Origin of the sequence: Collinsella aerofaciens (assembly GCF_015557435.1) — a bacterium.
In the GTDB taxonomy this organism is placed as follows: Bacteria; Actinomycetota; Coriobacteriia; order Coriobacteriales; family Coriobacteriaceae; genus Collinsella; species Collinsella aerofaciens_Z.
The window spans coordinates 1-23,812 of the sequence record NZ_JADNOH010000099.1; the positions used below are offsets into that span (position 1 = coordinate 1).

The window sequence follows — 23,812 nt, forward strand, 5'->3', positions numbered from 1 at the left end:
AAGAGAAGAGGCGGGGCATGCCCCGCCTCTTACACCACATCTCTGCGCGCTACCCGATGCTTTTTCTCAAAATCGAGAAAAACGTCGAATGTTGGGACGGTTTGAGGCGGGGTGAGGAGCATGGAGGGCCAAAGCACCGTGCCCGAACGGGTTAATCCAGCTCTTTTAAGCCGTGCGCCAGCTGCCAGTACTCGCCGTGCTGGGCGAGCAACTCTTCGTGGGTGCCGCGTTCGATGATGCGGCCGTGTTCGAGGACCATGATCGCGTCGGCGTCGCGGACGGTGGACAGGCGGTGCGCGATCATAAACGTGGTACGGCCGCGCATGATGCGGTCCATGCCGCGCTCGATGAGCTTTTCGGTACGCGTGTCAATGGAGCTCGTAGCCTCGTCCAGAATGAGTACCGGCGGATCGGCCACGGCCACACGCGCGATGGCGAGCAGCTGGCGTTGGCCCTGTGACAGGTTGGCGCCGTCCGCCGTGACCGGCGTGTCGTAGCCTTGTGGCAGGCGGCGGATAAACGAGTCGGCGCAGGCGGCCTCGGCGGCAGCACGAACCTCCTCGTCGGTCGCGTCGAGCTTGCCAAAGCGGATATTCTGCGCAATGGTGCCGCTAAACAGGTGCGTATCCTGCAGCACAATGCCGAGCGACCCGCGCAGGCTGGCCTTGGCGATATGCTTGACGTCGATGCCGTCGTACGTGATCTCGCCGTCATCGACCTCGTAGAAGCGGTTGATAAGGTTGGTGATGGTCGTCTTTCCGGCGCCCGTCGAACCCACAAAGGCGATCTTTTGCCCCGGCTTGGCAAACAGATTGAGGTCCGTGAGCACGCGCGTGCCCAGCACATAGGAAAAGTCCACGGCATGGAAGCGTACGTCGCCGGCAAGCGGCACCAACCCGGTCACAAGTTCGGTGCCGTCGGCAGCCACCGCGCGACCCGCATCGTCGACCGAGGCCACGTCGTGCAGATGCCCGTACGCGCCCACGCCACGGCCCTCGGGAATCTTCCACGCCCACGCGGACTCGCCCGTCTGCACCAGCTCCACGCAGCCCTCGTCCACCTCGGGCTCAAGGTCCATCGCGGCAAACAGGCGCTCGGCACCGGCCAGCGCGTTGAGCAAGAAGTTGCCCAGCTGCGTAAACTGGTTGATGGGCATGGCCGCCTGGCGCACAAAGACCAGGTAGCTCGCGAGCGCTCCCACGTCGGCCAGGCCGTTGATGCAGAGCATGCCGCCCGCCACCGCAACGATGGCGTAGTTGGCATACCCGATCACCACGGTCATGGGCACCATCGAGTTGGCGTAGGCCTGCGCGGCGCCACCGGTGCGGCGCAGCTCATGGTTGCGCGCGTCAAAACCGGCAACGTTGGCCTGCTCGTGGTTGAAGACCTTGATGACCTTTTGACCCGACACCATCTCCTCGACATATCCGTCTAGGTCGCCGAGCGATGCCTGCTGGGCGGCAAAGAAACGCTTGGATCGAATACCCGAGTAGCGCGCATACAGCACGATGGCCGCATCGCACACGAGCGTGATGATCGTGAGCTGCCAATTGAGGATGATGAGCATAGCCGTGGTGCCGATCACCTGGATTGTCGCCTGGATCACGTTGGCAAAGCTGTTGTTGAGCGCCTCGGAGACCGTGTCGACGTCGTTGGTGAAAAAGCTCATGATGTCGCCCGAGCGCGTGCCGTCGAAGTAGCTGAGCGGCAGCGTCTGGATGTGCGCGAACAGGTCGCGGCGAATGTCGGACACCACGCACTGGGCTGCGCGCACCATGATCTGCGAGTAGCCCAGGGCCGACAGCACGCCCGCGGCATAGATGGCAGCCGTAAAGAGAACCTGCTTGGCGAGCAGCTCCTCCCCGCCCGTAGCCAGGCCGTTGACGATGGGGCGCACCATATAGGTGCCGGCAAGGCTCGCGATGGCGGCGATAGAAGCGAGCACACCTACCGCAAGCAGCGAGAACTTGGCGTGGCCCATATAGCTGAGCAGGCGGCGGAGCGTCTGCCCTAGATTGGCCGGGCGGGCCTGAGCGGATGTTTTAGGCATGGCGCTCACCCCCTTCTCGGGCCAGGGCATCTGCGGTCGTATCCCCCGCGAACTCCATCTGCGAGGCATAAATCTCCTGGTAGATGTTGTCACCCGCCAGCAGTTCCTCATGCGTGCCCACACCGTGAACACGCCCGTCGTCCAGAACCACAATGCGATCAGCGTCCATCACGCTCGCGATGCGCTGGGCGATGATGATCACGGTCGTATCGGGAATCTGCGCGATATGCTCGCGGATCTTGGCGTCGGTCGCCATATCGACCGCACTGGTCGAGTCGTCAAAAATGAGCACGCGCGGATGCTTGAGCAGCGTGCGCGCGATGCACAGGCGCTGCTTCTGCCCGCCCGAAACACCGGCGCCGCCCTGGCCCAGCTCGCCGTCGAGCCCGCCGATGCGGTCCAGGAACTCGTCTACACACGCCGCACGGCAGGCACGTAGCAGCTCCTCGTCGGTGGCATCGGGCGCGCCCCACTGCAGGTTCTCGCGCACGGTGCCCGTAAACAGCACGTTCTTTTGCAGCACAATGCCCACGGCATCGCGCAGGGCGGCCAGGTCGTAGTCACGCACGTCGCGCCCGCCCACGAGCACGTCACCCTCGGTCGCGTCGTACAGACGCGCGATGAGCTGCACGAGCGAGCTCTTGCCCGAGCCCGTGCCGCCGAGCACGCCCACCGTGGAGCCCGACTCGATGCGAAGGTCGATATGCTCGAGCACGTCCTCGGCAGCATCCGCGCGGTACTTAAACGACACGTCGCGGAACTCAATGCTTCCGTCGGCGGCCTCGCGCACAGCCACGTCTGCCGCGGGCGCCTGGATGAGCGACTGCTCGTCGATCACCCGCGAGATGCGCTCCACGCTGGCAAGCGCGCGCGTGAGCAGCAAAAACACGTTGGAAATCATCATGAGCGAGTTCATGATCAGCAGCACGTAGCTCATAAAGCCCGTGAGCGAGCCCACACCTAGCTCACCGGCAATAATCATGCGCCCGCCGATCCACAGGATGGAGATGGCGGCCACGTACATCGACAGCTGAAACACCGGCAGGTTGAGCACGGCATTGCCGAAAGTCTTCGTCGCCGTGTGCGCGAGCTCGGTATTGACGGTATCGAACTTGGCTTCCTCGTGCTCGGCGCGCACATACGCCTTGACGGCGCGCACGGCAGTGAGGTCCTCCTGCACCACACCGTTGAGGTGATCCATCGAGGTCTGCAGCTGGCGGTAGAGCGGACTCACACGGTAGGTGATAACACCCAGCACAATCGCCAGTACAGGCAGGATAATCGCGAAGACCGTGGCGAGCGGGCGCGACAGTACCAGGGCATAGACCAGGCCGACGATGAGCGTCACCGGTCCACGCACCATGGGGCGGAAGCCGTTGCCGATGGCGTTTTGGATAACGGTGATGTCGGTGGTCATGCGCGTGACGAGCGAGCTGGCGTCGTAGTTGTCCAGATTGCCAAAAGCGAGCGTCTGAATCTTACGATACTCGGCCTCGCGCAGGTTGGCGCCCAGACCCGAGGCCACGCGAGCGGACGTGCGGGCATAACCCAGGCCCAGTACCAGCGAAAACGCCGCGCACACCAGCATGCACGCGCCTTGCAGCAGCATGTAGTTGACGTCGCCCGCGGGCACGCCCACGTCGATGATGTTGGCCATGATGACTGGGATAAACAGCTCGAGCGCCGTCTCGGCCGTAACAAAGAGCACGCCGAGCATGGCGTCGCGACGGTATTCCCCCAAGTAGGAAAACAGGATTTTGAGATTGCGCACGCAGGTTCATCCCCCATCAAACGTTGTTCGCAAACGCACGTATTATTGCGCGCCGAGCGATGGTGTCAAGTGTTCCGAAATCGATTTCTATAAGGCCGGCGCAGGCGCTAAGCCCGCGCGGCGCGCGACCGTATTCAAATGGAAATGATTGTGGGCGAGAAATTTTCTCCCTACTGGCACATGAACCTTGACTCTACAATCGTTGTAGGGTTTTCACTACACTGGTACGTAAACGAACCAAGCCAGAAAGTGCCCGCCCATGGAACACGACCTCACACGCGGTAATGTCCTCAAGACCATCGCGGTCTTCGCCCTGCCTTATATGCTCTCGTACTTTTTGCAGATGCTCTACGGCATGGCCGACCTGTACTTTATCGGACAGTTTAGCGGTGCCGCCGGCATCACCGCCGTGGGCAACGGCGCGCAGACGCTTTACATCATTACCGTGACGCTCGTAGGCCTGGCCATGGGAACGACCGTCATCGTCGGCCACGCCGTGGGCTCGCGACGCTTCGACCGCGCCGAGGCCGCCATCGGCAACACCATCACGCTTTTTATGGGCGTCTCGGTGGTACTGGCCGCGCTTCTGCTCGCACTGTGCCCGCAGATCGTGGCACTCATCGGCACGCCGGCCGAAGCGGTCGAAGGCACTGCCGCCTACCTGCGCATCTGCTTTATCGGCATACCGTGTATCGCCGCATACAACATCCTTTCGGCCATCTTCCGCGGCCTGGGCGATTCGCGCTCGCCCATGTACGTGATCGGCGTGGCGTGCGTCATCAACATCGCGCTCGATTTTCTGTTTATTGGCCACATGGGGCTCGGCCCCGTGGGCGCGGCGCTCGGCACGGTGATCGCGCAGACGGCAAGCGTGGCCCTCGCGCTCGTCTGGCTCAAGAGCCGCCGCACAAACATCCACGTTAAACGTAGCGACCTGCGTCCGCAGCCCGAGGTGCTCAGCAGCATCCTTAAGATTGGCGTGCCCGTGGCCGTGCAGGACGGCTGCATCCAGGTGGCGTTTATGTTCATCACCGTTATCGCCAACCACCGCGGACTGGTCGACGCCGCCGCCGTGGGCCTGGTCGAGAAGATGATCAGCTTTTTGTTCATTGTGCCGAGCTCCATGGGCGCCACCGTCAGCGCGCTCACGGCGCAAAACGCCGGTGCGGGCAAGGGCGACCGCGCGCGTCAGGTGCTCAAGGACGCCATGACCATCTCGGTGGTGTACGGCTGCCTGATCACAGCCCTCATGTGGCTGGTGGCACCAGCGTTTCTCGGCTTTTTTGCCAAGGACGCCGCAGTGGTCGCCGCCGGCACCGGCTATATGCGCAGTTACATTTTCGACGCGATCTTCGCCGGCATCCACATTTGCTTTAGCGGCTTTTTCGCTGCGTACGGCAAGAGCTACATCGGCTTTGCGCACAACGTGCTGGCCGTCGCGCTCATTCGCGTGCCGGGCGCATGGTTGTTGTCGAACGCCTATTCCGACACGCTGTTTCCCATGGGCATCGCCTCGCCGTGCGGGTCGATTCTTTCGGCAGCCATTTGTGTGGTGGCGTTTACGGCACTCAACCGACGTGGCACTTTTGACAAGCTGGTGGCGTAGCGGGGCGACGCAAGCCTAGCAACCCTGTCCCGCTTTCTGCCGAAAGGAGCGATCCCGTGACTGACACGTCCAACGAACATACCGACGGCCTGCTCCGCATTGGCGAGGTGGCGCGCCTGTTTAACCTGAGTGTGGGCACGCTACGCCATTACGAGCAGATGGGCTTGCTGGAGCCGGCGCATATCGACCCCGCAAGCGGCTATCGATACTATGGAGCGCGACAGCTCTCCACCCTCAACACCATCAGCAACCTGCGCGTTCTTGACTTGCCATTGGCGCAGATACGCGAGTTTGTCGCCACGCGCGACGTGAATCTGATGCAGCGGCAACTGGCCCAGCAGCAGGAGCTCATCGAGCGCAAGCGCCGCGAACTCGAACGCGTGTCGCGCAAGATCGATGACCGGCTTGTCTTGTTGCGAGACGCTTTGAATGCCGAGCTCGACACCATCCGCGAGACCGAGGCACCCGAGCTTCGATGCGCCGTACTACGTGAACGCGTCAACCCTACCGACGCCTATGCGCTGGAGTGGCAGATCCGTCAGCTGCAAAAAGGGCAGCACGAGACCTTCGTCTTTCCCGGCAACTTGGGCGTGGGCATCGCGCCCGAGCGCCTTGCCGCCGGCGACTTCGATGGCTACGACGAGGTCTTTCTGCTGCTGGATGACACGGACGATTACCTGGGGGACGTCGAGGTTCGGTCCGCCGCACGCTGTTTGACCATTAGCTTCCGCGGCACGCACGGGCAGGCGGCGCTGCGCTACGAGCGCTTGCTCGATTACATGCGCGAGCGTAACCTATCCCCCGCCGGTCCCTCGCGCGAGATCGCCCTCATCGACGACATCATCAGCGACGACCCGGCGACCTACGTCACGCAGATCACGGTGCCTGTGTCGCTAGGCTAGACCGAGCTTCGCTTCTAGCTCGGCCAACGCCTCAAATGCATCGCGAGATATGCCTGCCGCGCGCTCGCACTCGGCAACGCGAATTCGCGCCATCAGGTGCTCTTTTGCCTGCGTTTGGGAGCGCCTCGTGCGCCCTTCCGCCTGCGAGTAATTGTGGTTCTCGATATCCATTACGCCTCTGGCACCTCACCAGTCGCAAGGATCTGCTCGAGTGCGTCCTCGTCCAGCACGGGCACGCCGAGCTGCTCGGCCTTGGTGAGCTTGGAACCTGCCTTGGGACCGGCGACCAGGTAGCTCGTCTTCTTCGATACACTGCCCGAAACCTTGGCGCCGAGCACCTTAAGCGCGGCACCCGCCTCGTCGCGCGTGCGATTGACGAGCGTACCGGTCAGCACAAACGTCAGGCCCGCAAGCGGCTGCGCGTCGGCGAGCTCGCCTGCTACGCCGGCATCGGCTGCAGCCTGCGCATGTGCGGCGCCCAAGTCAACCTCGAGTGACAGGCCCGCTTGACGCAGGCGTTCCAGCACGGCAAGGTTCTCGGACACAGCCAGGAACCGCTTGACGCTCGCTGCGATTTTGGGACCGATACCCTCGCACTCGGCGATGTCCTCTTCGCTCGCCAAGATGAGCTTGTCAATCGACAAGAATCGCTCAGCGATGAGCTCACCCACGCTCTTGCCCACGTGGCGGATACCCAGGGCAAACAGCACGCGACCGAGCGGCTGGCTCTTGGACTTGTTAAGCTCGGCAATAATCTTCTCGGCCGTCTTGAGACCAACCGGAATGGGATCGCCCTTCTTAACGCCCTTTTTGCTGTTGGAGCTCGCGTACACGCGGCCCGTGTCCAGGCCGGCAATGTCGTCGACCGTGAGCTGGTAAAAGTCGGCGACGTCATGGATCAGACCGGCGGCGATCATCTTGTCGACAATCTCGTCACCCAGGCCGTCCACGTCCATGCAGCCGCGGCTCACCCAGTGGAGCAGGCGTTCCTTGAGCTGCGCGGGGCAGTCGATGGAGACGCAGCGGTAGGCGACCTCGCCGTCCTCATGCACGACCGGACTGCCGCACACGGGGCAGACCTCGGGCATATGCCAGTCGACCGAATCGGCCGGGCGCTTGTCGAGCACCGAGCCCACAACCTCGGGGATCACGTCGCCCGCCTTATGAACGATGATGGTGTCGCCCTCGCGCACGTTTTTGCGGCGAATCTCGTCGATGTTGTGCAGCGTAGCGCGCGCGATGGTGGAGCCGGCGACCGTTACCGGATCGAACTCCGCGACCGGCGTGAGCACACCGGTGCGACCCACTTGGATGCGAATCTCGCGCAGAATGGTCTGCTTCTCCTCGGGCGGGAACTTAAAGGCGATGGCCCAGCGCGGCGCGCGGGCGGTAAAGCCCAGGTCGAGCTGCTGTTGGAAGCTGTCGACCTTAACGACCACGCCGTCGATGTCGTAGTCCAGATCGCCGCGATGCTCGAGCGCCTGAGCGCAGAACTCGTGGACCTCAGCCGGCGTGGCGCAACGGGCCACGTTAGGGTTGACGCTAAAGCCGGCGTTGCGCAGCCAGTCAAGGAACTCGCGCTGGCTATGGACGTGCAGCGGATCGGTATCGGCGATGGCGTAGATAAAGGTGGCCAAGTCGCGGCGCGCCGTAACCTTGGGATCCTTTTGGCGCAGGGATCCGGCAGCGGCGTTGCGCGGGTTGGCGAAGGGGTCGCGGCCCTCGGCATCGGCCTCATCGTTCAGGCGCACAAAGCTGCCCTTGGGCATGTAGACCTCGCCGCGGACCTCGATTGTACGCTCGCGATCGGCACCCATGTGAGCGAGCGCCGGCTCGGACAGGTGCATGGGCACGTCCTTGATGGTACGTACGTTGAGCGACACGTCCTCGCCCGTGGTGCCGTCGCCGCGCGTGGCCGCGCGCACGAAGGTGCCATTCTGATAGGTAAGCGCCACGCCCAGGCCGTCGATCTTAAGCTCGCAGGTATAGGTGACGCTACCGGCACCGAGCGCATCCTCGGTGCGTTGGAGCCACGCGTCGAGCTCGTCCAGATCCATGGCATCGTCCATGGAATACATGCGTGCCATGTGCGTGACCGGCGTAAACTGTTCGCTCACGTAGCCGCCCACGCGCTGGGTATAGCTGTCGGGCGTCACCAGATCGGGATAGACCGCCTCGATTTCCTGCAGCTCAACGAGCATTTTGTCGAAGGCGGCGTCCGTAATCTCGGGAGCATCGAGCATGTAGTAGCGGTAGGCATGGTAGTCGAGCTCGTGGCGCAACTCGGCCGCGCGCGCTGCTGCCTTGGCGCGGGCATCGGTCGGTGCGGTGGCATCCGCGCGCGCGGGCGTTTCGGTATCGATGTCCACGCCGTCACCAAACAGGCTCGATTGCTCCATAGCGGCACTCCTTCGCTCGATTTCAAACGGATACAAGAGTACCACCGGTCGCAACGGGGCCGAATAGCGGTCTCAAACCGCACCGAATCGGCAGCCGTCGGATCGGGGTGGACAGTTAGTTCAGATACGTATAAATCTGCGAACCGAATCGAGCTCAAATGGCGCCATTTCGCTCAATTCGATCGTCCCGGAGCGGCACGATCGGCTTATTTCTCCTTCCGAGCACCCATCCGAGCCTCATTTCCATCCCAAAACAGCTCCAAACACATCCCAGACTGCCCCAGATTTATACGTATCTGAACTAACTGTCCAGGCCCTTCCGAACAAAGCTGCTCGCCAGCTCAAAATGATCCGTTTTCCTCCGTCCCCGGGGGATCATTATGAAAAGAGGGGCTGTCCCGCGCTGGCGGAACAGCCCCCTCTGGCATTGGTATGTGCGAAACGGTTCGTTAGTAACCCTGGCCGTAACCCTGACCCTGGCCCCGCTGGCCCAGCAGCTCCTCCAGATACTGGCGTAGTTGCTCGTCGGTGATGCTACCGTTGCCGGTGTCGGTCGCGCTGTCGTCCTGCTGCTGGCTCTGCAGCTCCTCGTCGGAGCCCAGCTCGACGGTGACCTTCTTCTCGTCCTTGCCGCGCACGAGCGTGATCTCGACCTTCTCGCCCACCTCGTGGCTACGCAGCGCGATGATCAGGCCGTCGGCGCTCGTGATCTCGTCATCGCCCAGCTTGGTAATGACATCGCCCTCCTGGATACCGGCCTTGGCAGCGGGACCGTCCTCGACAACGCTCGCCACATACGCACCGCTATCGGTGCTCAGCTTGTTGGTACGGGCGTTGAGTGCGTTGACGCTCGAAAGCGTGGCGCCCAGGTACGGATGAACCGGCGTCTTGCCGTCGATAATCTGGTCGGCGATATTCTTGGCGTAGTTGACCGGAATGGCAAAGCCAACGCCCGAGCTAGAGCCCGAGTAGCTCTCGATGAGCGAGTTGATACCCACGAGTTCGCCGTTATCGTTGACGAGCGCGCCGCCGGAGTTACCCGGGTTGATGGCGGCATCGGTCTGAATCATGTTGGCATAGATGGTGTTGCCGCTGGTAGAGCTCATGGCCGTGGAGCGGTAGAGCGCTGACACAATACCCGTGGAGACGGACTGCTCGTTGCCGAACGGCGAGCCGATCGCCATGACCCACTCACCTACGTTGAGCTTAGAGGAGTCACCGATCTCGATCGGGGTGAGCTTGGAGGAGTCGGCGTCCTTGAGCTTGATGACCGCCAGGTCGCTCGAAGCATCGTTGCCCACGAACTCGGCCTCGTAGGTGGTGCCGTCGTCCATGGTCACCACGTACTGGTCGTAGCCGTCGACCACGTGGTTATTGGTGAGGATATGGCCCTCGGTATCGAGCACCACGCCCGAGCCGACGCTACCCGAGCTATCCGACTCGTCAGCGGACTGCGAAAGCGAACCACTCTGGCTGCCGCTCGAAGTAGCGGTAATGGAAACCACGGAGGGCAGTGCCTTGGCAGAGACGGCCTCGGCCAGCGTAGTGTCCTCGGAGTCGATCGTGATCTTTTGCGTCGACGATCCCGAAGCACCCGCCGTCACGGCATTCTTGCCGCCACCGATATCGAGTGTGCCGCTCATGATAAGCGCGATGACCAGCAGGGCGCCGCACGCGCAGCCGGCGAGTGCCGTAATGAAGATCGGCAGCTTTTTGGTCTTGGTCTTGACCACCGTGTGCTTGTTCACGACCTGCTGGCCGCCCAGCGGCTGGCCGGTCTGCGTGTCGTAGGCCTGCACATAGGGAATGTTGTTGCCACCGGCAGGCGTCGACTCCACCTGCACGCGCGGCTGCTGCTGGGTCTCGCCGGCGTTGCCCGCATCCTGGGGACGCTGGGAATCGTACTCGCTCATAGCTGCGATCCTTTCGTCTAATAACCAAAGGCCCGCCAAACATGTGGCGGGCCATCATTGTTCACGTTGAGTTGTACCCCAATATGCGGGCGCACGTGTATGAAAACGCAATCTTTTAGGAAGGCTTAAGTTCTGTTGCAAACCCGAAAGGGACCCGCACCTGCGGTAAAACCACCACAAAGGTGCCTGTCCCCTTTGTGGTGGAAATCTAGTCCTTAAACAGGTAGCCCACGCCGCGGACGGTGGTGATGTGCGCCGCAATCTGCGGGCCCACCTTGGAGCGGATACGACGGATGTGCACGTCGACGGTACGCGTGCCGCCGCAATACTCAAAGCCCCACACGCGGTGCAGCAGCACCTCGCGGCTGTAGGCGCGGTTGGGGTGCGTTGCCAAAAAGCTCAGCAGCGAGTACTCCATCAGCGTCAGATCGATGGGCTCATCGTCGAGCGTCACCTGGTAGGTAGCCAGGTTGATCTCGAGGTTATCGATGTTGAGCACGTCATCGGCGGTGACGGTCTCCTCCTCGCCCATCAGGCGCTGCGCACGAGCCTTGAGCTCGTTGGGCGTCGCCGTGGGGCATACGAAGTCGGCATGCGCGTGATTCGGCAGGCGCAGGGTGCCGAGCGCCTCGTCGTCGACAATCACCAGCATGGGAACGCCGCCGCGATCGTCGAGCCACTTGGCAATCTGATCGATACGGTCGCTGCGGATGCCGTCGGAATCGAGGATCAGCAGGTCAAAGTCGTGCGCCGCAGTCGGCGAATCGGGGGTGGCAAGGCTCACCTCGACACCCAGGGTGGTCGTCAGGCTGCGGGCAAACTCGTGGAAGCGCGTCGTGCGCGCCATGAACAGGGCACTCTTTTCGGACATATCGGCCTCCAAGGAAATGAGCTCAATCGTACTGGAACAAGTCAGCGCGATTAGGAGTTCGCCAGGTAGTGCTTGATCTCCCATTCGGTGATCGTAGACTCAAACTTATGCCACTCGTCGCGCTTCTTTTTGAGGAAGAAGCTGTGGATGTGCTCGCCGAGGGCATCCTTCATAAACTGCGAGTCCTCAAACACGTCGAGCGCCTCTTTGAGCGAGCGCGGCAGCGGCGTGTAGCCGGCCTCGACCATCTGACGGTCGGTAAGCTTGAGCGTCTCGGCCGTGGCCTCGGGCGGGAGCTCCAGCTTGCGCTCAATGCCGTCCAGACCAGCCGCCAGCGTGACGGCGTTGACCAGATACGGGTTAGCCATGGGATCGGGACTGCGCAGCTCGATGCGCGTGGACAGCTGCTTGCCGGGCTTGTAGACCGGGATGCGGACCATGCTCGCGCGGTTGCGCAGGCCCCACGTGGCGTACTGCGGCACGGAGTCGCCACCGGTGGTGATGCGCTTGTACGAGTTGACGGTGGGGTTGGTGATGGCGCTGATCTCGCGCGCGTGCGCCAGGATGCCGGCCATGTAGTGTTTGGCGACGTCGGAGAGATGGTACTTATCGTCGTCCTCGCCCCAAAAGACGTTGTTGCCGTCGTGGTCGAACAGCGATTGGTGCAGGAACATGGCGCTGCCGTCCTCGCCCGCCAGCGGCTTGGGCATAAAGGAGGCGTGGCAACCGCTCTCGTAGGCCTGCTGCTTAATGATGAGCTTGGCCGTGGTGATGGCGTCGGACATGCTCAGGGCCTCGGCGTGGCGCAGGCTCATGCCGTGCTGCGAGCGGCCGGCGGCGTGGAAGGTGTACTCCACGGGCACGGACATCTTCTCGAGCGTAAGGACCGTGTTGCGGCGCAGGTCGCGGGCGGCGTCGCTCACCGAAAGGTCAAAGTAGCCAACGTTGTCGAGCGGCTCGGGCGTGCGCTCGTCGGGGAAGTAGTAATACTCCAGCTCGGCGCCCACGTTGAGCAGGTAGCCGGCCTTCTCGGCCTTGTGGAACATGCGGCGCAGGGCATCGCGCGGGTCGCCGGCGAAAGGCTTGCGATCGGGAGTGCACACGTCGCAGAACACGCGGGCGACGCCGTTGTGGCTCGGGCGCCACGGCAGGATCTGGAAGGTCGAGGCATCGGGGAACGCGAGCATGTCGGCTTCCTCAGGCGTGGCAAAGCCCTCGATGGCCGAGCCGTCAAAGCCAATGCCCTCCTCAAAAGCGACCTCGAGGTCCTCGGGACTGATGGCAAAGTTCTTGAGGCGACCGAGAATGTCGACAAACCACAGACGAACAAAGCGGATGTCACGTTGCTCTACGGAGCGGAGTACGTAATCGATGTTCTGCTGGTTCATGTCGCTCCCCTTTCTTTCGGGCGGGTTTCGACTGTTCTATATCGCAGATACTATCGCAGAAAAATGTTTCCGCAGGGTTAAAGCGTGTCCGGCGCTCAAAAAACGTGCGCGAGCAGGCGAGTGCGGGTCGGTGGCCTAGCGCGAAGTGGAGGCTCGGGACTCGATGTGGCCGGGGATCTCGATGTGTTTGGGCGCGAGCCTTGCGGCTTCGCCTACCGTGGTGGTGACGATGTCGATGCGCTCGGATAGGCGCTCGACCACGCGCTCGGCGATCGCCAGAGTGTCCTGCGCGGCTGTGGTCACACCGCCAAAGAGCACGTGGTTCCAGGGATAGTCATCGAACGTCGCGATCTTAAGGCCTGCCGGCAGCGAGGGGCCAAGCTGGGCCAGCGCCTCGGTCAGGCGCAAGAAGACCAGGCCGTTGACGGCGATAAGGCCGAGCTTTTTACCCGCATAGCCGCGGATGGTCTCGTCCAGGCGACTGACACCCTCGACACCACCGTCCGCCAAGGTGACGACCTCGCCGGCCAGGCCGCGGCGCGAGAGCTCATCGGCAAACGCCTCGGCGCGTTCGCGACGCACGGGGCTGTCGTCGCTTGCCTCGGTGAGCAGGCACAGGCGCTCGCTGCCCGCAGAGGCCAAGGCGTCTACCAGGCCGGCGACCAGCTCACGGTTGTTGGAGGTCACCAGATCGACACCGCCGTCGGCAACATCGCGGTCGAGCAACACGACCGGTAGGCGACCCGCAGCCGCGGCGATCGCCGCGTCGTTGCCGCCGCAGGTGTTGACGACCAAGCCGTCCACGCCCGCATCGATGAGCCTGGTGAGCGACTCGCCCTCCTTGGCAGGGTCGTTGCCGCTGATGGCCGTCATAAGCGAGCAGCCGCGTGCGGCGGCGCTGGCGGAAAGGCCCTCGAGCATGGCGCTCGAGAACGGGTTGGCGATGTCGGCCAGGATCACGCCGATGAGGTTGGTGCGCGAGCTGCGCAGGTTGCGCGCGGCGGCACGGGGACGATAGCCGGTGCGCTCGATAACCTCGGCGATGCGGGCGCGAGTCTCCTCGGTCATCTGCCCAGGGCGGTTGTTGAGATAGCGCGAAACGGTGGCCGGGCTCACGCCCGCCTCGGCAGCAATGTCCTTGATTCTCATATGCGCCATAGCGCCCCTCGTTTCCCACTTAACGGCAATCCTTAGCCATTTAAGCATTTTTTAAAAATCTCGGTTGCAAAACGTTGTAGGTGAGTATACTACAAGCTGAAACGAAACCGATTTCGTAAACCGATTTCGGTAAGCGTTGGCACGGAGGTGCAAAGATGCACCCTACCGTCTTGGCACCTCCGTGCCAACGCCATATCAAAGGTGTACGCACAGACAAAAGGAGCTACGCGACCATGGGTAAAACGGTTCTTACCTTCGGCGAGATCATGATGAGGCTCTCGCCCAAAGATCACCTGCGTATTGAGCAGGCCACCGAGTTCGACGTCCGCTACGGCGGCGCCGAGGCCAACACCGCGCTTTCCCTGGCCTATCAGGGCGACAAGGCCGCTTACGTTTCCGTCGTTCCGGCCAACCGCCTGGGCGAGTGCGCCCTGCGCTCGCTGAAGGTCTACGACGTCGACACCACGCGCGTCGTGCGTCAGGGCGACCGTCTTGGCTCCTATGTGTTTGAGGTCGGTGCCTCGCAGCGCGGCAACGGCTGCGTCTACGACCGCAAGTACTCCGCCATCAACATGGCCAAGCGCGACGTCTTTGACTGGGACGAGATCCTCAAGGGCATCGACGTCTTCTACTTCTCTGGCGTGACGCCCGCCGTCTCCGACGAGATGGCTGCCGCCTGCAAGGACGCTCTCACCGCTTGCCGCGCCAAGGGCATCACCACCGTGTGCGACGTTAACTACCGCGGCAAGATGTGGTCGCCCGAGAAGTCGCAGGCAACCATGAAGGAGCTCCTTCCGCTCGTCGACATCTGCATCGCCAACGACGAGGACGCACCTGCCGGCCTCGGTATGACCTGCGTCTCCGGCTCCCTTGCCCACGGCATCGAGGAGCGCGACACCTACGTCGAGATGGCCCGTCAGATCTGCGCCGAGTACGGCTGCAAGAAGGTCGCCTCGGTCGTCCGCAACATCTCCTGCGTCGAGCGCTCCATCTGGATGGGCATGCTCTATGACGCCGAGAGCGGCGAGCACTGGTTCTCCCCTGCTCACGACGTGCACGTGCTCGAGGGCGTTGCCGCCGGCGACGCTTTCAACGCCGGCCTCGTCCATGCCCTCATCAACGACTTCGACCCGCAGGATGCCGTCAACTACGCCATCGCGGCCTCGATCCTCAAGCTCACCATCAAGGGTGATTCCAACCTGGTGACCGCCGACGAGATCGCTGCCGTGGCCAACGCCGCCGACGGTGGCACCCGCGTCGCCCGTTAATTCGTTCCCCATTCCGCGGGCTGCAGTTTCCCATACCCATACCTCTGCAGCCCGCTCCCCGATTTCTCCGGCCAGGTAGAACCACTTAGTCCCATTCCGGCTCTGCCTGGCATTCCTTCACGACTGGCCTCGTAGCCGGTTCCGAAATTGCTTGTGACCCAAGCAGTGCCTCCGATAACCAATCCGGAACCGGCTCATGGCCAATCTTCTTTAGCAATTACGCGCACTCGCGCGCCGCACATCGAAAGGAACATCATGTTCGATCAGTTCTACACCACGCTTGAGTCCCTGGGCATCGTGCCGGTCGTCGTGCTCGACAAGGTCGAGGACGCCGCTCCGCTCGCTCACGCCCTGATGGCCGCCGGCATGAAGTCCGCCGAGGTCACCTTCCGCACCGCTTGCGCTGCCGAGTGCATCGCCGCTATGGCCGAGGCCGAGCCCGAGATGTGCGTGGGCGCCGGCACCGTCCTGACCGTCGAGCAGGTTGAGCAGGCCCGTGCCGCCGGCGCTAAGTTCATCGTCTCCCCGGGCTACAACGAGGACGTCGTCAAGCACTGCATCGACATCGACCTGCCTGTGCTGCCCGGCACCGTGACCCCCTCCGAGGTCACCGCCGCCGTCAACCTGGGCCTCAAGGTCACCAAGTTCTTCCCGGCAGCCCTGTACGGCGGCCTCAACACCATCAAGGCCCTCGCCGCCCCGTTTGTCGGTCACCGCTTTATGCCCACCGGCGGCGTGAGCACCGCTAACGTCGAGGAGTACCTGAGCTCCTCCGCCATCATCGCTTGCGGTGGCACTTGGATGGTCAAGCCGGCCCTGTTCGCCGACGGCGACTTCTCCAAGGTCGAGCAGATCGCCCGCGAGGCCATGGACGTCGTCAAGAAGGTCCGCGGCTAGGGTTAGCTCTCTATCGTGAAAGGGGGCGTGTCCTAGACCTCGCCCCCTTTCTTTTAAAGCGGCTCGGAAGCGCGCCGTTTCCGTCACGAGCAAGAACCAAAACCGTCTTGCATGCTGATAGAACGTGACGGAAGCGACACGCCCCCGAGCCGCTTTGTCTACTCGGCTGGCAGTCGCGCTCAGCTGAGCCACCTCGACAAAAGCCAGTCCACCAAAACAGCTGCGGCGCCGTCTGGAGGAATGGACCCTTGCTTCCGGTCTTTTCCTCCAAGCGGCGCCGCAGCTTTTCATGCCCCGATTGCACCCCCGCACTTGCGGTGAAATACGGACTGTTTACGCCACCAGAGCCGCAAAACAGTCCGTATTTCACCGCAACTAAGTAAGGGAACGAGTTAGATTGCCGAGTCTTTGGACAGCTCAAAGTAGTCGGGATGCAAGGCGATAACCGGGCCCTGCTCCTCGGGCATTAGATGCAGGTGCGTCTCTGCCAGGTAGCTCGCCGTGTCGGTATCGCCCTTCTTAATGGCCTCAAGAATCCGGCGATGTTGCCCACGGATCGGCTCCCAGTCCAGATCCTGCGACACCATACGCAACCAGTTGTATCGCTCGAAATGCGTGTTGACGCTCTTCATCCAATCCCACAACATGTGGCGGCCGGCAATCTCAAAACATGTCTCATGAAACAGGTTGTCCAGGTCAAAAAAGCGACGCGTTTCGCTGTGGTCGAGCGACTCGGACTCGGCAAGAATCTGCTCGAGCCGATGCTTTTGCTCGGGCGTGGCGGCAGAGCAGCATTTAATGAGCACACTTCTCTCGAGTTTCTCGCGCAAGAAACAGGCGTTCTCGGCGCGCTCCATGCTGATTTTTGAGACATAGGTGCCGCTTTTGGGACGCGTTTCCACCAGCTCTTGCTCGCGCAGGCGCACAAAGGACTCGCGAATGGGCGTGCGCCCGATTCCCGTCTCCTTTTCCAGACCAATCGCCGAAAGGCGCGTGCCGGGCTTGAGCTCGGCATAGATGATCTTGGAGCGCAATGCGTTGTATGCCTGATCTTGCAGGCTCTGATAATGCTGGTGCTGTTCCATAAAGCCCTCGAATGAAGCCCACGGTTTGTCGAATCTCATCACGTAATACTATCGCATCCCCCATCCCCACAGTTGCGGTGAAATAGTTCCTGCTCGCAGCCTTCAGCAGCAAAACCAGGCAGTCTTTTTGGGACGGGGCTCTTTTAGCTACCCTGGCCCTCAGATCGGCCCCCTTGCCACAAAAGGGGCCGATCTACTACGTTAACGCGGATAGCCCCGACCATGCCGAAAAATGAGAAAACAAAACCGACGCTCCTATAAGTTGTCAAGAGGCAGTTTGCGGGAGCGCTCCCTTCAATTCGCACAGGAGCTCGTAATACCTCCTCTCCAGTTTCGTCGACCGCCGTTTCCCCCGCTCCAAGTGCCCGAGTGTGGCTGCGGACAGGCCGAGCTCCGCGGCGGCCTGCTTCTGAGTCACCCGCATCGCCTTGCGCATCTTCGCGAGCTCGGGCCCTTCCGGCGCGGCGCCGTCGGGGTTCGGGTCCATGAGCACGCGGTACACCTCCCGCGCTATGTAGCGCTTCAGGCAGCGGACCGCCTCCCGCCGGGACTTCCCCTCGGAGGTCCGCCTCGCCACGTACCTCCTCGTCCTCTCGTCGTACGCCATGCGCTTGATCGCGATCTCGTAGAGCGCCCAGTTCGCCTGCCGGTTGCCGCCGCGGTTGAGCCTGTGCCGTTCCGTCTTCCCGCTCGACGCGGGGATCGGGGAGACGCCGCACAGCATCGAGAACGCCGCCTCGCCCTTCAGCCTGCCGGGGTTGTCGCCGGCGGCCACGACCAGGGCGGCGGCGGTCGTCGTGCCGCAGCCCTCGACGCCGAGCAGCGCGGGCGCGTTCGCCTCCAGCAGCGCGCGGATGCGCTCGTCGAGGAACTCGACCTGGCTGCGGGCCTCCTTCCAGACCGTCGCGACGGACCGCAGCGAGGCCAGCACGCTCTCCTCGAGCGCGCTGGCCGCCTTCCTCCCGCGCGCGAGCAGCGGCATGAGGTCCTTCGGCCGCTCGCGGCCCCTGAACCGCTCCCTCAGGGCGCTCGGGGCCGTCGTGAGCATCGACTTCGCGCAGGCCACGCAGGACGTGGACGTCGCGACGGCCAGCCTGCGCGCGACGTAGAGCTGGCGCACCGCCTCGACCCAGCCGTCCTGCGACTTCGGCACGGAGCAGCCCCTCCCGGACGCCGCCTTGCGCGCCGCGCGCTCGGCGTCCAGCGGGTCGCTCTTCCCCTCGCCGGGCCTCACCTTGTCCCTCTTGGGCCTGAGCACCTCGACCACGTTGTACCCGAGCTCCACGAGCCTCCTCGTCAGCCCGGCCCCGTACGACGCCGTGCCCTCGACGCCGACGACCACGCAGCTCCCCGGGTCGCCTATCGCCTCCGCCAGCCTGTCGTAGCCCTCGGGGTCGGCCCCGAAGCTCCCGCTCCGGATCTTCCTCCCGAGGCCGTCGAGCAGGCACAGGACATGCACGTCCTTGTGCGTGTCGACGCCCGCGATGACCGTTTCGCCTTCCATTTTCGCTCCCCTCGGTCTGCCGCCTGCTCCGCGCCCGGGTCTCCCAGACATTGCACTGACGGGAGCGCTACAATCCAATTGGCTTGTCCGATTGTCCGCGCTCATGCTCCTATTAGGTCATGGCAGGACTCCGGGACGCGGATGCCGGGGCGAGACAGGTCGGATTTGAGGACGGCCGAAGAGGCGTCAGCAGGTCAGTGGGTCATCGTCCCGGCATTCAGCATCAGGGTAGCGCTGCGACGCGGAAATCGCGCGCCGTTGCCGCGCCCCGCAGTGCCCGCTTCCCCCGAGAACAATTATCAGTGCCGCGCCCCGCAGTGCCCGCTTCCCCCGAGAACAATTATCAGTGCAGGTAGACGGCTTGCCGATTTTCAAAAAAGCCGGCTATGGTTGACCCCTACGGCTTAAACGTAGTAGATAGCCCATTTTCGTGGCACAGCACTATTCCATCCCAAATTGGCGCCCCGGGCCAACTATAATTTGCGGTGAAATAGGGACTGATGGCGCCGCTGGAGCCGCTTAACAGTCCGTATTTCACCGCAACTTATGAGGGACTAAGGGTTTTACAAGTTGGCGATGATTGCCTGGGCGACCTCGTCGTACTGAGCCGGCTCGAGCGTGACGCGACCGGGATTCATGGCGAACACATCGCCAAACTCAAACGGGTCATCCTTGTACTTGGGGACGATATGCACATGCAGGTGATGCATGGTGTCGCCATAAGCACCAAAGTTGATCTTGTCGGGGTTGAACGCCTTGTGCAGCGCGGCGGCGACGTGGCGGACATCGGCCATAAAGGCGGCGGCGTCCTCCTCGGACATGCAGGAGATGTCGTCGACGTGCTGCTTGGAGGCCACGATTACGCGACCCTTGTGGCTCTGCTCCTTAAACAAGATGAGCTTGCTGGCGGGCAGGTCGAGCATGGGGACGCCAAAGGCATCGACGAGCGTGTTGTCGGTCCCGCACATGCAGTACGAGCAATCGGTGTGCTGTTCCATGGTGGTCCTTTCGATCCGGGTGAAAGCGTTCGCCGCAATGCGACCGACGGGCGCAACCAAGCTGGCCGGCAGTCCACGACGAACACACGATGCGCTCTCCAACCGTTGCGAAATCGGTTTCGAGTATGTCCTTGCCATGATACCGCCAACGAGTTGTTGCAATTAGGTGAACGTTCACCTTTTTATTATTTTTCTCTTTGCAAAAGGAATCCCATGCGTATACTAAGGCTCAAACGAAACCGATTTCGTTAAGCATGGGCAATAGGATGCTAAGACGCACCCTACCATCTTGGCATCCTATTGCCCACGTCCTGTCATTCACTTTTCTCCCGTCTCGTTGGCCCTTTAGTCCCATTCCGGCACAGCGAGACACTTTCTAGACGACTGACCGTGGGGCCGGCTTTTCTGCTTTTACAGCAGTGCCTCCGATAACCCTCTTTTGCCGGCCCAGGTCAGCCCAATTCCTTACAACCGAAAGGACGGCAGCAACATGCGACCGCTCATCATCATGAATGGCGAGAAGATCGACTGGTGCCATACCGTCATCAGAATGCTGATGTATTTAGCAGGTGTCGCGACGCTCGCCCTCGGCATGAGCATCCAGACCGCATCGGGCCTGGGCGTTGCCGCACTTACCTGTTTTGCCACGACGCTGTCCATGCTCACCGGCAAGACACTCGGCTTTTGGATCACCGCGACCTACGTCGCATACATCGCCGCACAGGCAGCCATCTTGCGCCGCGAGTTCCAGCCGCGCATTTTGCTCGAGCTCTTTTTCTCAACACTGATCGGTGGCTTTACCGACTTCTTTATGGACGTCAACCCTCTGCACCCCACCGCGTTGCCGGCACAGGTTGCGACCATGCTGCTCTCGCTTGCCATCACTGCGTCTGGTGTAAGCCTCGTCGTCAACATGGGAGTCGTTCCCAACGCGCCCGACGGTCTGGTGCAGGTCATTGCCGAAAAACTCAAACGCCGCTTTGGCGATGTGAAGGTCGTATTCGATTGCTCGCATGTCGCCGCCTCGCTCGCACTGTCGCTGGTTTTTATGCACAACCTGGGCGGCTTTGGCGTCACGACCGCCATCTCGGCATTATTCCTGGGCCATGTCATCAACATCGCCAACAAGCTGTTCGCCCAGCGCTTTATCCGCGCGGCATTCGGAAAATAGCACCACCGCAAGAACCCGCGAGCAGCGCTATACGTTGCTATATCTCACTATACGTTGCTATATCTTGCTATACTTTGCTATAACTTGCTATATCTTGAGCAAAGGTGGCTCACATGCAAACAAACCCTTTTAAGCCCACGGCAGGCAAAACACCTCCCACGATTATCGGCCGCGAAGATGTACTCGAGGAATTCAATGAAGGCCTCGTCAACGGGCCTGGTGCCCCGGGGCGCCTTATGCGCATAGCCGGCGTCCGCGGAACGGGCAAGACAGTCCTCCTTGACGAGTGCTCACGTTTGGCGCAAAGCCATGGTTGGACGGTCATAAGAGAGGTCGCAACTGAGGGGCTTTGCCAGCGCATTCTCGAACAGCTGCAGCCCAAATTCCAGGCCAAACACGCCAGATTTGAGCCCACCGTAGCTGGCATATCCATCGGCAGCATAGACATTGAGCGAATCGGTCCATCGCTGCGCGACGCCATGAGGCAGGCTATATCCAAGGATGGAAATGGCCTGCTCATCACCCTCGACGAGGTTCAAGACGCAGAGCTCGAAGAGGTCCGAACACTCTCCATTGCGATTCAGCAGGTTATCGGCGAAGACCTTGATATCGCCTTTGTTTTTGCGGGGCTGCCTTCGATGATCGAAAGTGTCATCAACGGAAAGACACTTACGTTTTTGCGCCGCGCCCTCCCCTTTGACCTGAAGGCTGTGGCAGTAACCGAAGTGTCGTACTCCCTCGAGGAAACCATTGAAGCGTCTGGCATGGAGCTACAGCCAGGTATTGCCGGGCAGCTTGCCGAGGCAACGCAGGGCTATCCTTTCATGATCCAACTCGTTGGATATTACGCATGGCAGCTGGCAAGACGCGCCCATACAACTGTTATTGGAGAGGAAGAGGCAAGGCGAGGCATCGCAACAGCGCGCGAACGCTTCTGCGCCATGGTGATTGAGCCCGCGCTGCAGCGCATTCCACCCACGTGCATCGCTTATCTGCTGAGCATGGCATCTTTGGGGCAGACGAGCTCGACCAGCATGGTTGCCGATGACTTAAACAAGACGCCTCAGCAGGTGAGCTCCGTCCGTAGCCGACTGCTCAGAGAGTCGATTATCGAGGCACCTTCGTACGGCAAGATATCGTTTGCCATCCCCTACATGCGCGACTACCTCAACGAACACAAAGCCGAACTGGAAGTTGAACTGTAGAAGCGGCAACCGCCCTGCAAGACGAAAACCGTTTGCGTACGGTTTTTAACCAGACGCAAACGGTTTTCGTCTTATTTGCGTACGGAAATGAGACGCAAATTTCGATTTCGTCTGATTATTCGCCAGACGTAACACACTTTCGTCCGGCAATACGTCCGCAATCCAGACGAAAAGAGCCCCGAGCTCGTATGAACTCGGGGCTCTTTGTGCTACGCATCTATGAGAGGAGAAATTCGATGCGTACGGGCGCTACTCCATGTAGCCACCCTGAATGGCGGAAACTGCATGCTCGGTAAAGAACTTGAGCGTGCCGGAGGTATAGCGGTTAGCCTTGGGCTTCCAAGCGGCGCGGCGCTCGGCCAGGACGGCATCGACCTCGGCCGGCTCCATCTCCTTGCCGGCGATGCCCACAACGGACAGCGAGCGCTCGGGAATGTTGAACTGGATAAGGTCGCCCTCCTCGATCAGGGCAATCGGACCACCCACGGCGCTACAACCGCAACATGATCACGGAAGGCGCACAGACGAAAAGCAAATAACTGGCATCGCAACAACCAATTTCAACCGTTCGCCTTTTAAAAGTGAACGTTCACCTATTTTTAAGGAAATAGGGGCGTTAGTTCCTCCGCTTCTCCTATACTGAGCTTGTATCAGAAGCAAGACTTATATAGATGAACGTTTCTTTTGAAAGGATCGCTATGTCTGATCTTATGGACAGCTTCCGCCTGGATGGCAAGGTCGCACTCGTGACCGGCGCCACCTATGGCATTGGCATGGCCATTGCCGAGGCGCTCGGCGAGGCCGGCGCCAAGATCGCCTTTAACGCACGTCACGCCGACAAGGTCGCCGAGGCCGAGAAGCACTATCGCGAGCTGGGCTTTGAAGCTCACGGCTACGTGGCCGATGTTACCGACGAGGCCGTTGTCGCCGAGCTTGTCGCCAAGATCGAGGCCGACTTTGGCACCACGCCCGATATCCTGGTCAACAACGCCGGCGTTATCCAGCGCACCCCCATGCTCGACATGAGTGCCGAGGACTTCCGTCGCGTCGTCGACATCGACCTTAACGCCCCGTTCATCGTCTCCAAGGCCTGCCTGCCCGGCATGATCGCTAAGGGTCACGGCAAGATCATCAACATCTGCTCGATGATGAGCGAGCTTGGCCGCGAGACCATCGCCGGCTACGCCGCCGCCAAGGGCGGTCTGAAGATGCTCACCAAGAACATCTGCTCCGAGTTTGGCGAGGCCAACATCCAGTGCAACGGCATTGGGCCTGGTTATATCGCCACGCCGCAGACCGCACCGCTGCGCGAGACGCAACCCGATGGCAGCCGTCACCCGTTTGACCAGTTCATCATCGCCAAGACCCCGGCCGCCCGTTGGGGCACGCCCGAGGACCTGAAAGGCCCCGCCGTGTTCCTGGCCTCCGACGCTTCCAACTTCGTCAACGGCCACATCCTCTACGTCGACGGCGGCATTCTCGCCTACATTGGAAAGCAGCCCCAGTAGGCTGCGGCCGCGTGAGCCACGCCATCTCGCTCACCGCGCTCCCACATTTAGGTTCATTTAGTAGTTGCGGTGAAATAGTTCCTGTATAGGCCATCTATCAGGATGAATAGGAACTATT

At 61.6% G+C, this 23,812-nt stretch carries 19 protein-coding genes; 7 read left to right on the forward strand and 12 right to left on the reverse strand.

The features are described from left to right. Nucleotides 1-151: 151 nt before the first annotated feature. The gene (locus tag I2G43_RS09685; RefSeq protein ID WP_195535983.1) at nt 152-2,050 is read right to left on the reverse strand and encodes an ABC transporter ATP-binding protein; all 1,899 of its coding nucleotides are present in this window, start codon (nt 2,048-2,050) and stop codon (nt 152-154) included. Further along, complete coding sequence (locus tag I2G43_RS09690; RefSeq protein WP_229071787.1) at nt 2,043-3,767, reverse strand: ABC transporter ATP-binding protein; 1,725 nt, start codon at nt 3,765-3,767, stop codon at nt 2,043-2,045. The genes I2G43_RS09685 and I2G43_RS09690 overlap by 8 nt, the downstream gene beginning before the upstream one ends. Before the next feature lie 313 nt (nt 3,768-4,080). Between I2G43_RS09690 and I2G43_RS09695 the strand changes: the two genes are divergently transcribed. Continuing rightward, entirely contained in the window at nt 4,081-5,427 is a 1,347-nt protein-coding gene (locus I2G43_RS09695) for an MATE family efflux transporter (protein ID WP_195535985.1), read from the forward strand. Nucleotides 5,428-5,483: 56 nt separating this feature from the next. Further along, nucleotides 5,484-6,329: a MerR family transcriptional regulator gene (locus I2G43_RS09700; protein WP_195535986.1), complete on the forward strand. Its 846-nt coding sequence runs from the start codon at nt 5,484-5,486 to the stop codon at nt 6,327-6,329. Here I2G43_RS09700 and I2G43_RS09705 read toward each other — a convergent pair. The 6 genes from I2G43_RS09705 to I2G43_RS09730 form a co-directional block, all read right to left on the reverse strand. Next, nucleotides 6,321-6,500 carry a hypothetical protein gene (locus tag I2G43_RS09705; RefSeq protein WP_195535987.1) on the reverse strand — a complete coding sequence of 60 codons (180 nt, stop codon included), beginning with the start codon at nt 6,498-6,500 and terminating at the stop codon, nt 6,321-6,323. The genes I2G43_RS09700 and I2G43_RS09705 overlap by 9 nt on opposite strands. Continuing rightward, on the reverse strand, nt 6,500-8,728 hold the full coding sequence (gene ligA, locus I2G43_RS09710) for an NAD-dependent DNA ligase LigA (protein WP_195535988.1): 2,229 nt from the start codon (nt 8,726-8,728) through the stop codon (nt 6,500-6,502). The genes I2G43_RS09705 and ligA overlap by 1 nt, the downstream gene beginning before the upstream one ends. 449 nt (nt 8,729-9,177) lie before the next feature. Further along, entirely contained in the window at nt 9,178-10,641 is a 1,464-nt protein-coding gene (locus tag I2G43_RS09715) for a S1C family serine protease (RefSeq protein WP_195535989.1), read from the reverse strand. A gap of 208 nt (nt 10,642-10,849) precedes the next feature. Then, nucleotides 10,850-11,512 carry a response regulator transcription factor gene (locus I2G43_RS09720; RefSeq protein WP_022095077.1) on the reverse strand — a complete coding sequence of 221 codons (663 nt, stop codon included), beginning with the start codon at nt 11,510-11,512 and terminating at the stop codon, nt 10,850-10,852. A gap of 50 nt (nt 11,513-11,562) precedes the next feature. Next, nucleotides 11,563-12,900 carry a glutamine synthetase family protein gene (locus I2G43_RS09725; protein WP_195535990.1) on the reverse strand — a complete coding sequence of 446 codons (1,338 nt, stop codon included), beginning with the start codon at nt 12,898-12,900 and terminating at the stop codon, nt 11,563-11,565. Between the two features lie 135 nt (nt 12,901-13,035). Next, nucleotides 13,036-14,058 carry a LacI family DNA-binding transcriptional regulator gene (locus I2G43_RS09730; protein WP_195535991.1) on the reverse strand — a complete coding sequence of 341 codons (1,023 nt, stop codon included), beginning with the start codon at nt 14,056-14,058 and terminating at the stop codon, nt 13,036-13,038. Nucleotides 14,059-14,291: 233 nt separating this feature from the next. On the opposite strand from I2G43_RS09730, the gene I2G43_RS09735 reads away from it, so the two are divergent. Next, nucleotides 14,292-15,326 carry a sugar kinase gene (locus I2G43_RS09735; RefSeq protein ID WP_195535992.1) on the forward strand — a complete coding sequence of 345 codons (1,035 nt, stop codon included), beginning with the start codon at nt 14,292-14,294 and terminating at the stop codon, nt 15,324-15,326. 255 nt (nt 15,327-15,581) lie between these two features. Beyond that, entirely contained in the window at nt 15,582-16,223 is a 642-nt protein-coding gene (eda, locus tag I2G43_RS09740) for a bifunctional 4-hydroxy-2-oxoglutarate aldolase/2-dehydro-3-deoxy-phosphogluconate aldolase (RefSeq protein ID WP_195535993.1), read from the forward strand. Between the two features lie 392 nt (nt 16,224-16,615). On the opposite strand, the gene I2G43_RS09745 is transcribed toward eda, so the two are convergent. From I2G43_RS09745 to I2G43_RS09755, 3 genes are all read right to left on the reverse strand, one after another. Next, nucleotides 16,616-17,308 (reverse strand): GntR family transcriptional regulator, encoded by a 693-nt coding sequence (locus tag I2G43_RS09745; RefSeq protein WP_195535994.1) that lies wholly within the window; start codon nt 17,306-17,308, stop codon nt 16,616-16,618. 265 nt (nt 17,309-17,573) lie between these two features. Beyond that, nucleotides 17,574-18,917, reverse strand: coding sequence for an IS110 family transposase (locus I2G43_RS09750; RefSeq protein ID WP_416378406.1), 1,344 nt, complete (start codon nt 18,915-18,917; stop codon nt 17,574-17,576). Between the two features lie 458 nt (nt 18,918-19,375). After that, nucleotides 19,376-19,810: an HIT family protein gene (locus tag I2G43_RS09755; RefSeq protein WP_195535996.1), complete on the reverse strand. Its 435-nt coding sequence runs from the start codon at nt 19,808-19,810 to the stop codon at nt 19,376-19,378. A gap of 490 nt (nt 19,811-20,300) precedes the next feature. Here I2G43_RS09755 and I2G43_RS09760 point away from each other — a divergent pair, with 490 nt between their 5' ends. Further along, on the forward strand, nt 20,301-20,981 hold the full coding sequence (locus I2G43_RS09760; protein ID WP_195535997.1) for a YczE/YyaS/YitT family protein: 681 nt from the start codon (nt 20,301-20,303) through the stop codon (nt 20,979-20,981). A 113-nt stretch (nt 20,982-21,094) separates the two neighbouring features. After that, the gene (locus tag I2G43_RS09765) at nt 21,095-22,186 is read left to right on the forward strand and encodes an ATP-binding protein (protein ID WP_195535998.1); all 1,092 of its coding nucleotides are present in this window, start codon (nt 21,095-21,097) and stop codon (nt 22,184-22,186) included. Nucleotides 22,187-22,435: 249 nt separating this feature from the next. Here I2G43_RS09765 and I2G43_RS09770 read toward each other — a convergent pair whose 3' ends face one another. Continuing rightward, nucleotides 22,436-22,672 (reverse strand): dihydroxy-acid dehydratase, encoded by a 237-nt coding sequence (locus tag I2G43_RS09770; RefSeq protein WP_324249540.1) that lies wholly within the window; start codon nt 22,670-22,672, stop codon nt 22,436-22,438. Nucleotides 22,673-22,884: 212 nt separating this feature from the next. Between I2G43_RS09770 and I2G43_RS09775 the strand changes: the two genes are divergently transcribed. After that, the gene (locus tag I2G43_RS09775; protein WP_195535999.1) at nt 22,885-23,694 is read left to right on the forward strand and encodes a gluconate 5-dehydrogenase; all 810 of its coding nucleotides are present in this window, start codon (nt 22,885-22,887) and stop codon (nt 23,692-23,694) included. Nucleotides 23,695-23,812: the final 118 nt, after the last annotated feature.

What these genes read in the sequence shown, in the direction of transcription:
- I2G43_RS09765 (WP_195535998.1), top strand. Translation starts at nt 21,095, where the DNA reads ATGCAAACAAACCCTTTTAAGCCCACGGCAGGCAAAACACCTCCCACG.
- I2G43_RS09735 (WP_195535992.1), top strand. Translation starts at nt 14,292, where the DNA reads ATGGGTAAAACGGTTCTTACCTTCGGCGAGATCATGATGAGGCTCTCG.
- I2G43_RS09745 (WP_195535994.1), bottom strand. Translation starts at nt 17,308, where the DNA reads ATGGAACAGCACCAGCATTATCAGAGCCTGCAAGATCAGGCATACAAC.
- I2G43_RS09760 (WP_195535997.1), top strand. Translation starts at nt 20,301, where the DNA reads ATGCGACCGCTCATCATCATGAATGGCGAGAAGATCGACTGGTGCCAT.
- I2G43_RS09730 (WP_195535991.1), bottom strand. Translation starts at nt 14,058, where the DNA reads ATGGCGCATATGAGAATCAAGGACATTGCTGCCGAGGCGGGCGTGAGC.
- I2G43_RS09755 (WP_195535996.1), bottom strand. Translation starts at nt 19,810, where the DNA reads ATGGAACAGCACACCGATTGCTCGTACTGCATGTGCGGGACCGACAAC.
- I2G43_RS09705 (WP_195535987.1), bottom strand. Translation starts at nt 6,500, where the DNA reads ATGGATATCGAGAACCACAATTACTCGCAGGCGGAAGGGCGCACGAGG.
- I2G43_RS09725 (WP_195535990.1), bottom strand. Translation starts at nt 12,900, where the DNA reads ATGAACCAGCAGAACATCGATTACGTACTCCGCTCCGTAGAGCAACGT.
- I2G43_RS09715 (WP_195535989.1), bottom strand. Translation starts at nt 10,641, where the DNA reads ATGAGCGAGTACGATTCCCAGCGTCCCCAGGATGCGGGCAACGCCGGC.
- I2G43_RS09775 (WP_195535999.1), top strand. Translation starts at nt 22,885, where the DNA reads ATGTCTGATCTTATGGACAGCTTCCGCCTGGATGGCAAGGTCGCACTC.
- I2G43_RS09695 (WP_195535985.1), top strand. Translation starts at nt 4,081, where the DNA reads ATGGAACACGACCTCACACGCGGTAATGTCCTCAAGACCATCGCGGTC.
- I2G43_RS09720 (WP_022095077.1), bottom strand. Translation starts at nt 11,512, where the DNA reads ATGTCCGAAAAGAGTGCCCTGTTCATGGCGCGCACGACGCGCTTCCAC.
- ligA (WP_195535988.1), bottom strand. Translation starts at nt 8,728, where the DNA reads ATGGAGCAATCGAGCCTGTTTGGTGACGGCGTGGACATCGATACCGAA.
- eda (WP_195535993.1), top strand. Translation starts at nt 15,582, where the DNA reads ATGTTCGATCAGTTCTACACCACGCTTGAGTCCCTGGGCATCGTGCCG.
- I2G43_RS09750 (WP_416378406.1), bottom strand. Translation starts at nt 18,917, where the DNA reads ATGAGCGCGGACAATCGGACAAGCCAATTGGATTGTAGCGCTCCCGTC.
- I2G43_RS09690 (WP_229071787.1), bottom strand. Translation starts at nt 3,767, where the DNA reads ATGCTCGGCGTGCTCTTTGTTACGGCCGAGACGGCGCTCGAGCTGTTT.
- I2G43_RS09685 (WP_195535983.1), bottom strand. Translation starts at nt 2,050, where the DNA reads ATGCCTAAAACATCCGCTCAGGCCCGCCCGGCCAATCTAGGGCAGACG.